Source organism: Acinetobacter sp. ABJ_C1_1 (genome assembly GCF_044684115.1).
Taxonomy (GTDB): Bacteria; Pseudomonadota; Gammaproteobacteria; order Pseudomonadales; family Moraxellaceae; genus Acinetobacter; species Acinetobacter nosocomialis_A.
On sequence record NZ_JBITPU010000012.1, the window covers coordinates 64,112 to 77,583 of the forward strand.

General features: G+C 37.5%; 12 protein-coding genes. 6 read left to right on the forward strand and 6 right to left on the reverse strand.

The genetic code is table 11. The annotated features are described in order from the left end of the window. The first annotated feature begins 12 nt into the window (after positions 1-12). On the forward strand, positions 13-687 hold the full coding sequence (locus ACG59Z_RS13700) for a DNA-binding response regulator PmrA (RefSeq protein ID WP_004746055.1): 675 nt from the start codon (positions 13-15) through the stop codon (positions 685-687). Positions 688-712: 25 nt separating this feature from the next. Next, entirely contained in the window at positions 713-2,047 is a 1,335-nt protein-coding gene (locus tag ACG59Z_RS13705; RefSeq protein WP_263614920.1) for an ATP-binding protein, read from the forward strand. Here ACG59Z_RS13705 and ACG59Z_RS13710 read toward each other — a convergent pair. The 3 genes from ACG59Z_RS13710 to ACG59Z_RS13720 form a co-directional block, all read right to left on the reverse strand. Continuing rightward, the gene (locus ACG59Z_RS13710; protein WP_263614478.1) at positions 2,044-2,739 is read right to left on the reverse strand and encodes a phosphatase PAP2 family protein; all 696 of its coding nucleotides are present in this window, start codon (positions 2,737-2,739) and stop codon (positions 2,044-2,046) included. The genes ACG59Z_RS13705 and ACG59Z_RS13710 overlap by 4 nt on opposite strands. 259 nt (positions 2,740-2,998) lie before the next feature. Then, positions 2,999-4,186, reverse strand: a complete 1,188-nt coding sequence (locus ACG59Z_RS13715) for an ammonium transporter (RefSeq protein ID WP_263614477.1) — start codon at positions 4,184-4,186, stop codon at positions 2,999-3,001. A gap of 306 nt (positions 4,187-4,492) precedes the next feature. After that, the gene (locus ACG59Z_RS13720) at positions 4,493-5,377 is read right to left on the reverse strand and encodes a LysR family transcriptional regulator (protein ID WP_400199824.1); all 885 of its coding nucleotides are present in this window, start codon (positions 5,375-5,377) and stop codon (positions 4,493-4,495) included. 115 nt (positions 5,378-5,492) lie between these two features. Here ACG59Z_RS13720 and ACG59Z_RS13725 point away from each other — a divergent pair, with 115 nt between their 5' ends. Both ACG59Z_RS13725 and ACG59Z_RS13730 read left to right on the forward strand, forming a co-directional pair. After that, on the forward strand, positions 5,493-6,398 hold the full coding sequence (locus tag ACG59Z_RS13725) for an AEC family transporter (RefSeq protein WP_400199825.1): 906 nt from the start codon (positions 5,493-5,495) through the stop codon (positions 6,396-6,398). A 95-nt stretch (positions 6,399-6,493) separates the two neighbouring features. Next, positions 6,494-7,510: a molecular chaperone DnaJ gene (locus tag ACG59Z_RS13730; protein ID WP_400199826.1), complete on the forward strand. Its 1,017-nt coding sequence runs from the start codon at positions 6,494-6,496 to the stop codon at positions 7,508-7,510. 117 nt (positions 7,511-7,627) lie between these two features. On the opposite strand, the gene ACG59Z_RS13735 is transcribed toward ACG59Z_RS13730, so the two are convergent. Further along, on the reverse strand, positions 7,628-8,740 hold the full coding sequence (locus tag ACG59Z_RS13735; RefSeq protein ID WP_400199827.1) for a hypothetical protein: 1,113 nt from the start codon (positions 8,738-8,740) through the stop codon (positions 7,628-7,630). A gap of 131 nt (positions 8,741-8,871) precedes the next feature. Beyond that, complete coding sequence (locus ACG59Z_RS13740) at positions 8,872-8,940, reverse strand: hypothetical protein (RefSeq protein WP_400199845.1); 69 nt, start codon at positions 8,938-8,940, stop codon at positions 8,872-8,874. 110 nt (positions 8,941-9,050) lie between these two features. Between ACG59Z_RS13740 and ACG59Z_RS13745 the strand changes: the two genes are divergently transcribed. Next, positions 9,051-9,629 carry a class I SAM-dependent methyltransferase gene (locus ACG59Z_RS13745; protein ID WP_400199828.1) on the forward strand — a complete coding sequence of 193 codons (579 nt, stop codon included), beginning with the start codon at positions 9,051-9,053 and terminating at the stop codon, positions 9,627-9,629. A gap of 66 nt (positions 9,630-9,695) precedes the next feature. Here ACG59Z_RS13745 and ACG59Z_RS13750 read toward each other — a convergent pair whose 3' ends face one another. Then, positions 9,696-12,593, reverse strand: coding sequence for a valine--tRNA ligase (locus tag ACG59Z_RS13750; RefSeq protein WP_400199829.1), 2,898 nt, complete (start codon positions 12,591-12,593; stop codon positions 9,696-9,698). A gap of 196 nt (positions 12,594-12,789) precedes the next feature. On the opposite strand from ACG59Z_RS13750, the gene ACG59Z_RS13755 reads away from it, so the two are divergent. Beyond that, on the forward strand, positions 12,790-13,467 hold the full coding sequence (locus ACG59Z_RS13755; RefSeq protein ID WP_275289763.1) for a hypothetical protein: 678 nt from the start codon (positions 12,790-12,792) through the stop codon (positions 13,465-13,467). Positions 13,468-13,472: the final 5 nt, after the last annotated feature.

Below are 13,472 nucleotides of genomic sequence, written 5' to 3' on the forward strand. Positions count from 1 at the left end.
CGAGCCTAGAACATGACAAAAATCTTGATGATTGAAGATGATTTTATGATTGCAGAATCAACGACTACGTTGCTGCAATATCATCAATTTGAGGTGGAATGGGTCAATAATGGTTTAGATGGTTTGGCCCAACTGGCAAAGAATAAGTTTGATCTCATTCTTTTAGATTTGGGATTGCCCATGATGGATGGTATGCAGGTTTTAAAGCAAATCCGTCAAAGAGCAGCAACGCCTGTCTTAATTATCTCTGCGCGTGACCAGTTGCAAAACCGTGTTGACGGTTTGAATCTGGGTGCAGATGATTACTTAATTAAGCCATATGAGTTTGATGAGTTACTTGCTCGCATTCACGCATTATTGCGCCGTAGTGGAGTAGAGGCTCAACTTGCGAGCCAAGATCAACTACTACAAAGTGGTGATCTGGTTTTAAATGTTGAACAGCATATTGCGACGTTTAAAGGGCAGCGTATTGATTTATCGAATCGTGAGTGGGCAATTTTGATTCCGCTTATGAGTCATCCGAATAAAATTTTCTCGAAGGCTAACTTGGAAGATAAGTTATATGACTTTGATAGTGATGTGACCAGCAACACGATTGAAGTATATGTTCATCATTTGAGAGCCAAACTAGGTAAAGACTTTATTCGAACTATTCGAGGGTTAGGTTACCGTCTAGGGCAATCATAATTTAAGAATTCGGGACTTTATGAACGTGCATTATTCATTAAAAAAGCGATTACTCTGGGGCACCTCAATTTTTAGTGTCGTCTTAGGTTGTATCTTAATTTTTAGTGCTTATAAAGTTGCACTTCAGGAAGTCGATGAAATTTTAGATACTCAAATGCAGTATTTAGCAGAAAGAACAGCAGAGTATCCTTTAAAAACAGTAAGTAGTAAGTTTGATTTACATCGAACTTACCACGAAGAAGATTTATTTTTAGATATCTGGGCTTACAAAGACCAAGCGAATTTATCTCATCATCTTCACTTACTGGTTCCTCCTGTTCAACAAGCTGGTTTTTATTCACATAAAACCGCTGAAGGTGTAGTCCGAACATATGTTTTACCGTTAAAAGACTATCAAATTCAGGTCAGTCAACAAGAGCGGGTTCGTGAAGCTTTCGCGTGGGAGCTTGCGGGCAGTATGTTCATTCCTTATCTAATCATTTTACCTTTTGCGATATTTGCCTTGGCCGCTATTATTAGTCGTGGTTTAAAACCAATAGATGATTTTAAAAATGAGTTAATGGAACGAGATTCTGAAGAGTTAACACCGATTGAGGTGCATGATTATCCTCAGGAGCTTTTACCTACCATTGATGAAATGAACCGCCTATTTGAACGTATTTCTAAAGCACAAAATGAACAGAAGCAATTTATTGCAGATGCTGCTCATGAACTACGAACACCTGTTACTGCATTGAACTTACAAACCAAGATTTTGCTAAGTCAGTTCCCTGAACATGAGTCGTTGCACAACTTAAGCAAGGGATTGGCACGTATTCAGCATCTAGTTACACAGCTTTTGGCATTAGCAAAGCAAGACGTAACGCTAAGTATGGTTGAACCTACTGGCTATTTTCAGCTTAACGATGTGGCTTTAAATTGCGTTGAGCAGTTGGTTAATTTAGCCATGCAAAAAGAAATTGATTTAGGCTTTGTTAAAAACGACCCTGTCGAGATGCATAGTATTGAGCCTACCGTACATTCGATCATTTTTAACTTAATTGATAATGCAATTAAATACACACCGCATCAGGGCGTTATTAATATTTCAGTTTATACCGACCCAGATAACTATGCGTGTATTCAAATCGAAGATAGTGGTGCAGGTATAGACCCTGAAAATTACGATAAAGTACTTAAACGTTTTTATCGAGTGCACCATCATTTAGAAGTAGGAAGTGGTTTAGGTTTATCAATTGTAGACCGTGCCACTCAAAGACTTGGTGGAACTTTAACTCTCGACAAGAGTTTAGAACTTGGTGGTCTTTCAGTTTTAGTGAAGTTACCTAAAGTTTTACATTTACATGAAACAAGAGCTTAAAGCTCTTGTTTTAATTCTTTCTCAAATTCAAAGCGATGAATACAAATCGCGTAAAATAAAATATTGACTGCCCAAACAACCCAACCTGTCCATAAATTATGACTTAGGAAATGTGCTCCTCGCATCATTTGTGCCCAACCCATCATAAATCCTAATAAAATGCCTGAGAATAAATAAAAGTAAGCACGTTTAGGTTGTTCAAGACGATAAACAAAATAACCGGTCATGATGATAAAACCAGCGCTAGCATGACCACCTGGAAAACAATGACCATGTTTCGCAGTAAAGTCCCAAATATAGCCACCTAAGCTGTTAGGATGAACCATATTCCAAGGGCAGGCATGAGCAGATTGTGATTTTAATAAACCCACAATACCGCTACCAATCATACTGACAAAAAACATATAGCCGTATTGCCAGCGATATATTTTTAGCTTTTCTACTTTAAATGAAGCAAGCCAGAGACCAAAAAACATAACATAAACCGCTGTAATAATATCTTTTACGATTTGATGATTAAGCTTTTCGAGATACCAATTTTCTCGATTAAAAAATTGACCTGTTGAATCAATCCAAGGTTGGATGAGGTACATATCAATTTTTCCACCCACTGGAAATACAAATAAAAGTATAAAAAAACTGACAGCAAGAAAAATGAGTTGAAGCTGAAAGAAATGTTTTTGTTGATTCATTGTGTTGTAACATCAATTTAAGCGTGAATTGAGGGCATTACATAAAATAAAACTTAAATTGTTCTTAAACTAAACAGGATTTCATTTATAAATCTTAAAATAATATTAAAATTAATATATTTTTCAATATTATAAGCTGGTTGTATAGAGACTTAAAAGCACACTTTTTAATCAATAGTAACTATTTTTATTTAAAAAGTTTTATTTATATTAGGCAATCAGAAGCAGGATATTTAAACCCTGCTTCATAATCGCTGAATTAAAACATACCTTCTTCAGAGTTCGCAGAGATTTTATGAATAGATAAATCTGCACCTCTAAACTCATCTTCTTGAGATAAACGAATACCAATAGTTGCTTTAAGTATGCCATAAACAATAAATCCACCAGCAAGTGCAATTGCAATCGCTAGAACTGTCCCGATGAGCTGAGAGGCAAAAGATACACCACCTAAACCACCCAGCCATTTTTGACCAAACAGACCTACTGCAATACCACCAAATGCACCGCATACACCATGTAAAGGCCAAACACCTAATACATCATCAACTTTGAGTTTATTTTGAGTGTAGGTAAATAAGTACACAAACATGGCACCGGCTGCACCACCAATCACAAGTGCACTAATAGGGTGAACAATGTCAGACCCTGCACAGATTGCAACTAAGCCAGCAAGTGGACCGTTATGTAAGAAACCCGGGTCATTTCTCCCAATTGCATTTGCTGTAATGGTTCCGCCCACCATTGCCATAAGTGAATTAATAGCAACTAGGCCAGAAATTGCATCAAGACGTTGAGCACTCATTACATTAAAGCCAAACCAACCTACAATCAAAATCCATGAGCCAAGTGCCAAAAATGGAATAGAAGAGGGTGGGTGAGCACTTACGCGACCATCTTTCTTATAACGACCAGAACGTGCACCTAATAAAATAACTGCAGCAAGTGCAATCCAACCACCCATGGCGTGTACCACAACTGAACCTGCAAAGTCGTGAAAAGCTGCGCCAAAAGTTGTTTCTAACCACTTTTGTAGACCGTAGTTACCATTCCAGACCATACCTTCAAAAAAGGGATAAACCAGACCAACTAAAGCGAGCGTTGCAATTGCTTGCGAACGCATTTTGGCGCGTTCAGCAATACCGCCGGAAATAATGGCAGGAATTGCCGCAGCAAACGTCAGTAAAAAGAAGCAACGCATTAAGTTGTAGCCATGATCACTTGCTAGAGCTGTACCATCATGGAAGAAGTGCTGACCATACGAAATGTAGTAGCCAACAAAGAAATAGGCGATGGCTGAAAGGGCAAAGTCAGTCAGAATTTTACTAAGCGCGTTCACCTGATTTTTATGGCGAACGGTACCAAGTTCCAAGAATGCAAAACCTGCGTGCATGGCAAGAACCAAAACTGCACCAAGTAATAAGAAAAATAGATCTACATTTTGCATAGCATGCTCGAAAAAAGTGCTAAATTCCATTTTGGAACAAATCTGGGTCTGTAAATTGCACCAAAATAGATTTAAGGAATCTAAAAACCTAAGTTTGTCGAAACAAACTCAATTGCATAAAAATGAATATGCAATAAGCGCACCAATTTGGATTAAATAAGTAGTTTTTGGCGATAAATGGTGCGTTGATTTGGTTAAAGAGGGGCAATTTGGGCGCTTTTTACGTTACAAGTCATCTAATGCGCTTATAAATTGACCTAAAAAAGTTCGTTATTAAAATATAAAATGAATTAAATTTTGACTAAATTATTTATTAGACCAAACCTCTTGAGCAACTTCTATAAATGCTTTTACGGCTGGACTCATGTGCTTTTTATTTTTTACGGCAAGGCCAATAGAGCGTTTAAGGTTCGGTTTAAAAGGGCGCTTAACTACATTGGGATAGAGTGAGAGTAACTCTTTGGTGATGACCATATCAGACACAATGGACACCCCTAATTGATTGTGAACCATGCTGACGATACTCAAAATTTGTGAAACATAAAATTTAATGTCTGGTTTCACATTAAAGTTTTTTAAAATTAATTCGACCTGATGACGACTACCTGCCATTGTCATAATGAAAGGGCAGTTTTCTAGCTGTGCTGGATCAATATAGAGTTGTTGAGCGAGCGGGTAACCACTCGGAATTAAGGCAACAAAACGGTCTTCAATTAAAGGGAAAGTATCGAATCGCTCATCTGGCATAATCAAAAAACCGACTTCTATGCGCCGTTCCAATAACCACTGAGTAACTTCTTTATCTTCACCTTCATCAATATAAATTTCGATTTTTGGGTAACGCTGTCGAAAGGTTTCTAAAATTTCAGGCAGTAAATAAATAGAGGAGGACGCCCCAAAAGAGCCAATACGTAATGTGCCTTCGTTTAAACCATGGATCGCTGCCACTTCTTTTTCTAAGGTATCGGAAATACTCAATAGCTCTTTTACATGAGTCAATAACTGTTGACCTGTCGTGGTCAGTTCAATATCGCTTTGAGTTCTTGAAATCAGGTTAATGCCCCATTGTTGTTCTAGTGATTTAAGCGCATGGGAAACTGCCGACTGTGAAATTCCCAGCTTTTCTGCTGTAGCAGTAAAGCTTTTCAGTTCGGCAACGAGTGCGAAAATTTCAAGCTGGGTAAATGTCATGTTGTATTTGTTATGAGTAAAAACTCATTTTATCATGAGTTTTCATTATCTTTAATATATGAGTAAGCCAAGGTAGTTGCCAAACAGCAAACCTCCACAAAACTCGAGTAAAGAAATGAATAGCATTGTTTTATCTCTTTTTCCTTTAGTTGCATTAATTGCATCGGGATACTTATTTAAAAAATATCGTTTTTTTAGCGATGAGTTTTGGGCTGGGGCAGAGAAGCTTAATTACTATATTTTATTTCCCGCTTTGCTTTTTAGTACGCTATCGACTGCAAAAATTGACTTACAAAGCTTGAGTACAGCTATCATTGCGATGTTGATTGTGGTCTTAGCTGTGACCGCCTTTTTATACATACTTCGAATGTTTTGGCACATACCGCCTGCACGTTTTGGTGTGCATGTACAAAGTATGGTTCGCTTTAATACCTATATTGGTTTGGCTTTAGTGACTTCACTTTTTAAAAGTGAAGGAATGGCAATACTGGCAATTTTATTGGCGCTTTGCATTCCACTTGTGAACGTTATTTCGGTGCTTGCTTTAACCTCTAAAGAACACATGGCAATTAAACCTGTTTTGATTGCACTCCTTAAAAATCCTTTAATTGCATCGTGTGTGGTTGGGGCTGCAGTCAATGCACTTCAAATCCCGATTTGGGAAGGTTTTACTCAGTTTATTAAGCTTTTTTCAGTGTCGAGTTTGCCACTAGGTTTGTTATGTGTTGGCGCAGCTTTACAGTTTATGCAAATTAAAAAAGATATTGTGGTATTGGCAGCAGACACGTTTGCACGACTTTTAGCAGTACCTGCCTTGGCTTACGCTGTCTGCATGTGGTTTGGTTTACCAAGCTTACAAACGCAAATTTTAGTCATTTTCTTTGCACTACCGACTGCTTCTGCTTCATACATTTTAACCAAAGTTTTGGGTGGCGATAGTCAGCTTATGGCAGCTGTGATTAGCTTTCAAACTTTATGTGCTGCCGTGACTTTGCCACTGGTGATTTGGTGGATTTCTTAAGATATAAATTTTAGGCCTCTTAACACTTAAAGAATGCTTGGCTACCTTCCTCATCTGATTATTGATACACTTTTTTCTTTTTCAGGTGGATGAGTATGTCCTTTGATCTCAAAGTGAGCTTGCAGCAAATGTCTGAACCGTCTGCACAGCAAAAAAAACTGAATCGCCTGATTGATAAAATAGAACAGCAAAAAGTTAGCCTGAGTACATGGCAAAATGCACAAGCCGAGATTCAACAGCACATACGGCAAAAACTGATGCCTGTGTACAGCGATTTGCATAAGGTCTTATTTCAGCAGTTAGATCAACTCTGGAATATGTTGCATAGCCATGATTTTTCTAAAGCAGACATGCAACAGCTGGATGAAAAAATTGCCCAGCTTGCACAAATGTTGAAGCGCTCCCAAATACTGTCTGCTGAACAATTGGATTTAGTGAAACAGATTGATACCTTTTATGAGCAACATGCAGGGGAATCGGTAAAAAAGAATAAAAAAGTTCAGTCAATAAAATTTGGGTATGAAGAAAGTGCTGATCAAGGTTTAGAGTTTGAAGAAGACTTTGAAAAGTACGCTGCCGAGCAACAACAAGCGCGAGAACAAGCCAAACAGCGAAGACAGCAACAGAAACGTGAACAAGCTGAGCAAATGGCAGCGCAGTCACTCAAAACAGTCTATTTAAAAATTGCCGCGATGATTCACCCAGACCGCGAGCAAGATGAAACCAAAAAAGAAGAAAAAACTGAGTTGTTTCAACAAGCAAGTCAGGCCTATGAAAAGCAGGATTTGTTTTATTTACTCAAACTCCAGTTACAGCTTGAACAGAATAAAGGGCTAGGGGCTAAAGAATTATCTGCTGAGCAGTTGCGATTTTATAAACTTGCTTTGGATGCACAAAGTCAGCAGCTTGAAAGTCAAATTGCTGAGATTTTAGATTCTTTTAAGTTAGCAAAGAGTGTAAAAGTAGAACATATACATATCAGTGATGTTTATAAAGCTGTAGATGCTGATTGTGCTGAGTTAAAGCAGCAGGTGAAGTGGGAAAAGGAGCGTTTAAAGCATATGAAAAAGGTGAGTGGGGTGGAGATGTTGTTGGGGCATGGGGTGCTTTAAAGCTTTTTTGCCTATTCCTTTGGAAGAGGGAATATATCGAATAGGAAATGAAGTTCGAAATACTCTCTTCCAATAGGTTAGATAAACATATTTATTCTATAAAAAAGACTAAAATATTTATTCATATAAATCATGAGTTTTTATAAAGAGGGCAATATCAGGTGATTGTATTAAGTTAATACATTTTCTTAATATAAAACCAAATAAAATAACTATAATGCAGAATATAACAATAGCTAAAAACTCTGAAATAAAAAAGAATATAAGACTACACCCAAGTAAACTAATCAAAATATAAAGAAATAAAGTAAAATATTTTTTCTCTATTTGTTTAATTTTAGATTTACGCTGTGCTTGGTTTAAAATAGGTCTAGGAGATTGCCAAATTGTATGTGAATGAGCCAAAGCTTTATTTTTAAGTTCCTGATAATAGTTTTGGTCAATAGCGAAGAAATCTAAAAATGTCTGTTCTGCAACATAAAAATTTTGCATGGATTCAGATAAAATAAAATTATTAAATTCAACTTGTTGAAAATGAATTTCGAGAAATTGATTATCAGAATTACGTAAAATTTTTATTTTTTCAACTGCATTGAAATAAAGAAAATTTGAGTTTGTTAAACCATAAATATTACATAAACCAACAGGGATTTTTGGATTAGTTCTTGCTTGTTTGAATTCAATTAGTACATTATGTGGTTGGAAGTTGATTACTTCAATTAGCAGTAAAGTATAAGAATGTGGTAATAAATAAAGTTTAACTTGTTGTCCGATTAATTGGTGAGGTACGAGGTTGTTTTTACTGAGATTGATTTGAGGATAATCAATTTTAAAATCTTTCTCTAACGTTCTATTATTTATATCCTGATATTTTATTGTAATAATGAGGGAAAGTTTTTTCTTATTCCAATGTTGGATTTTTTTGATAACACCATATGTTAAAAGATATTTTTTAATTTGAGCTTCTTGGCGTAACTTTTTTTGTTTTTGATAATCAAAATAAAGAAATAGAGTAGAAGATAATAGCCCAATAGCACACAAAGTATAAAGAATAATAATAAATATTTGATTATCTATTTTTTTCCAGACTGCTAAAACTAAAAAAAGAATAAGAATAGCTTTAAGCAAGTTTTGTAGCCATTGTGGTGACAGGCTTAGAGGGAAATATTTCGTCAATTGTTTTTCAGAATTGACTATTTTGAGCTGGGGGGGATGATTGGTTGGATTCATTATTTTTTATCTATGAGTATAAAGGCCTGATAAATCATCCATTTATACTACAGATTAAATTGGAGGCTATAAAGATTAAAGTGCAACAATCTGCTCCGTATTCGCTTTAATTTTCTTAACTGAGCAACAAATTAAGCAAGCTTTGCTTTTTCATCCTCAACCACCGCTGCTGGTGCTTTAGACATAAAGCCTTCATTCATTTGCAAGTTGGCCCGCGATTTGGTCGGTAGCTTCTAAAATAAGAAATCGTTGAGGTTATATTCTTTATAAAATATAGTGTGAAAATTATAAAAATTAAAAGATCGGATTTATGAATGAAAAATTTATTCAATTATCAAGAGAACTTAAACATAGACCTATTTTAGAAAAGGCTTTAGGTTATTTTTCTAACTTACCTTTAGTTGCTATCGATTGTGGTTGTGGCGCTGGCAATGAATCTGCTTATCTACTCTCAAAGGGATTTAAAGTCCATGCTTTTGATATTTCAATTGATGCACAAAAAGCCTGTACTGAGCGATTCAAAGATGAGTCTAGATTTAGTTTCTATCATGAATCTTTTGAAGACTTTAATTTTCCACCCGTAAGTTTAATTATTGCTTCATCAAGTCTATTCTTTTGTGAGCCAAGCTATTTTTATAGTGTAATTAAACGAATGATAAATGCACTTCCTGAAGGCGGAATCTTGGTAGTTGATTTATTGGGGACTCAAGATGAATGGGTTGCTAGAGAACCCGCAAAATTTATAGGTTTTACTTATCAAGGTATAGCCGACTTATTTTTATATGAGTTTAATTTATTGTTTCATAAAGAAATGAATGAAAATTTACCTTTATTGAATGGTTGCATAAAATTATGGCATCTCCATATGCTGATTCTACAAAAAAAGTAATTTTTAAAATATAGAAAAAACCAGAACCTGTTTGCACAGATTCTGGGTTCGTTTACTTAAAAAAGATTAAAGCGCAGCAATTTGCTCCATATTCGCTTTAACTTTCTCTAACTGAGCAGCAAACTCAGCAAGCTTCGCTTTTTCACCTTCAACAACTGCTGCTGGTGCTTTAGATACAAAGCCTTCATTTGCAAGTTTGCCCGCGATTTGGTCGTGTTGCTTTTGGATTTTATCTAAATCTTTTTGCAAACGAGCAAGCTCAGCTTTAGGGTCAATTAAGCCTTTCATTGGTACAAATACCGATGCATGACTAACAACGCTAGAGCAAGACAAAGGTGGCTCTTGGTCTTTATTCAAGAATTCAATGCTTTCAACTTTAGCCAATGCTTTGAACAATGCTTCAATACGAATGATTTGTTCACGCTCAGCGTCAGATGTGTTTTGAAGTAATACTGGCAACAAGCGCGCATTACCTAAGCCTAACTCACCACGAATGTTACGTACTGCACCAATCAAGCCTTGAAGCCATTGCATATCCGCTTCAGCTTGTTCATTGATTTTTACTTGCTCAGGAATAGGGTATTGAGCAGTCATAATCGTTGGACCACCTTGACCAAGCATTGGTGCAAGCGTTTGCCAGATTTCTTCTGTCAAATACGGCATTAACGGATGAGCCAAACGTAATGATGCTTCCATGACTGCAAGCAATACACGGCGGACTTCAGCTTTACGCTCTTCAGAAACTTCTGCATCGTTTAGAACTGGTTTAGTTAACTCAACATACCAGTCGCAGTATTCATTCCAGATAAAGTCATAAATCGCTTGAGCAGCAAGGTCTAAACGATACGTTGCAAACGCTTGGTGTACAGCAGCTTCTGCTTTCTGCAGACGGCTCATAATCCATTGTTCTGGAAGTTCCCAAAGATCAGGACGAGCGTCTGTACCAACAGTTTGACCTTCAACATTCATGAGAACGAAACGAGTTGCGTTCCAGATCTTGTTACAGAAGTTACGGTAGCCTTCAACACGCTTTAAGTCGAACTTGATGTCACGACCAGTGTTTGCAAGCGCACAGAACGTGAAACGAACTGCGTCAGTACCATAAGCATTAATGCCTTCTGGGAACTCTTTGCGCGTTGATTTTTCAATCTTCGCTGCATCTTTCGGGTTCATTAGGCCAGTTGTACGTTTTGCAACTAAGCTTTCTAAATCAATACCGTCAATCAAGTCTAATGGGTCAAGTACGTTACCTTTAGACTTCGACATTTTTTGACCTTCACCATCACGTACCAAGCCGTGAACGTAAACAGTCTTAAATGGGACTTGCGATGAACCATCTTCATTTTTCATGAAGTGTAGGGTCATCATGATCATGCGGGCAACCCAGAAGAAAATGATGTCAAAACCTGTCACCAATACATCTGTTGGATGGAAAGTTTTTAAGAAATCATTTGCTGCGTCTTTTTGTGCGTCGCCAGTCCAACCTAAAGTTGAGAATGTCCAAAGTGCAGATGAGAACCATGTATCAAGAACATCTTCATCTTGTTTAAGTTCAACGTGAGCAGCGATGTTATTTTTCGCACGTACTTCTTCTTCGTTACGGCCAACATAGATGTTGCCATTTGCATCGTACCAAGCTGGAATACGGTGACCCCACCAAAGCTGACGTGAAATACACCAGTCTTGAATGTCACGCATCCACGCCATGTACATGTTGCTGTACTGCTCTGGCACAAATTTAATACGGCCATCTTGAACTGCTTCAATTGCAGGCTCAGCAAGAGGCGCAATTTTTACGTACCATTGGTCAGTCAGTAACGGCTCAATGATCACACCTGAACGGTCGCCACGTGGAGCTTTTAAGTCATACGGTTGGATTTGATCTAACCAGCCTTCAGCTTCAGCTTGAGCAACTAATTTTTTACGTGCTTCAAAACGCTCTAAACCAGCATAGTCTGCAGGTGCAGTAATGGTTTTAGAAATCTGTTCGCCAGCTTTTGCAATATATTCAAACTCACCTAAAACTTCGGCGTTTTTGTTGAAGATATTAATGATTGGCAAGCTATTGCGTTTACCTAAGTCATAATCATTGAAGTCGTGAGCAGGGGTGATTTTTACACAGCCAGTACCAAAGTCTTTTTCAACGTAGTCGTCAGCAACGATCGGAATTAAACGACCAGTAATTGGCAATACAATGTTTTTACCAACAAGGTGTGCATAACGCTCATCTTCAGGATGAACAGCAACCGCAGTATCGCCGAGTAAAGTTTCAGGACGAGTTGTTGCAACCACTAAATAGTCTTTGCCGTCTTGAGTTTTAACTGATTTGTCTTCAAAGAAATATTTAAAGTGCCAAAGCGAACCTTTTTCTTCTTTGCTTTCTACCTCAAGGTCAGAAAGTGCTGTTTGAAGTTTAGGGTCCCAGTTTACAAGACGTTTACCACGGTAAATTAAACCGTCTTCGTGCAAACGAACGAATACTTCTTTAACTGCGTTTGATAAACCTTCATCCATCGTGAAGCGTTCACGTGACCAGTCTACCGAAGAACCTAAGCGACGAATTTGTTTCGTAATTGTGCCGCCAGATTGTTCTTTCCATTCCCAAACTTTTTCGATGAACTTTTCACGGCCTAAGTCGTGACGAGTCACCCCTTGTAAGCCAAGTTGACGCTCAACAACCATTTGAGTTGCAATACCAGCATGGTCTGTACCTGGTTGCCACAAAGTGTTTTTACCCATCATACGGTTATAACGAGTAAGGGCATCCATAATGGCGTTGTTAAAGCCATGGCCCATGTGCAAACTACCAGTGACGTTTGGTGGTGGAATCATGATACAGAATGATTCACCGTGACCAGAAGGTTTAAAGTAACCTTGTTCTTCCCACGTTTTGTACCACTTCTTTTCGATCTCGGTTGGATCGTATGTGGTTGCAATATTTTGAGCGGTTTGAGCGTCAGTCATAGTAGCTTAGATCGAATATGCATAAAAAATTGCATCTATTGTAGCAAAAAAATGCCTCGAAATTAATGTGCTGAAAACAGATAAACGGTTTTGTATTTTTTTCAAAAAACGGTAGATTTATGAAGCATGGATCACAATTTAATCGTGTAGCGGCACGGCACAAAAATTACAAAAGAATTGATAAGGAATGCGACTCATGAGCTACAAAGTTTTTTTAAAGATTTCCGACTCGACCTATACGCAATTTGCTGCGATTCGAGAGAAATTGCACGCTGGGGTAAAAGAAAGCCAGTCCAAAGTATTAGGTAGTGTTCTTTCTGATTTATCTTGTGAAATTATTGAGCAAGTGTTCTCCGTATTGTTACAAGGAGAGCAAGGCAACTCGACCATGACCGAAAAGCAGCGCCAAGAATCTGAGAAAGTTCTTCAACAAATTTTAGATACTTTCCGAAAGTATATGCCTTGGTCAGTTTCTTTTTTTGGTAATGAACGACTTTTACCTTTAGTTGATTATATGACCTCACTCATGAAAGAACGTGAGCAAGATGTTTATATTACCTACCCGATCACACCTCAACTTGTGCAACAAGCCCAAACACTGACCGAGCAAATACGCGCGGGCAATATGCAAAGCGTAGAAGAAGCTTTTCAAACCTTGATTCAAATTGTGGATTTAGGCGTAACAAGCCTAGTACGTGAACCTAAAAAACGTTTAAAATTTAATTTAGTTGTCGATAAAACCCTAAATGGGGTCATTAATATGACAACGCATTTGGGCTATAAACGTTTGGAAAAATTGGGGACGCAGGTTGATCAGACCACAGCAACTCACTATATCAACCACTTTTTGGCCTTCATGCATCAAGCAGCATAATTTAA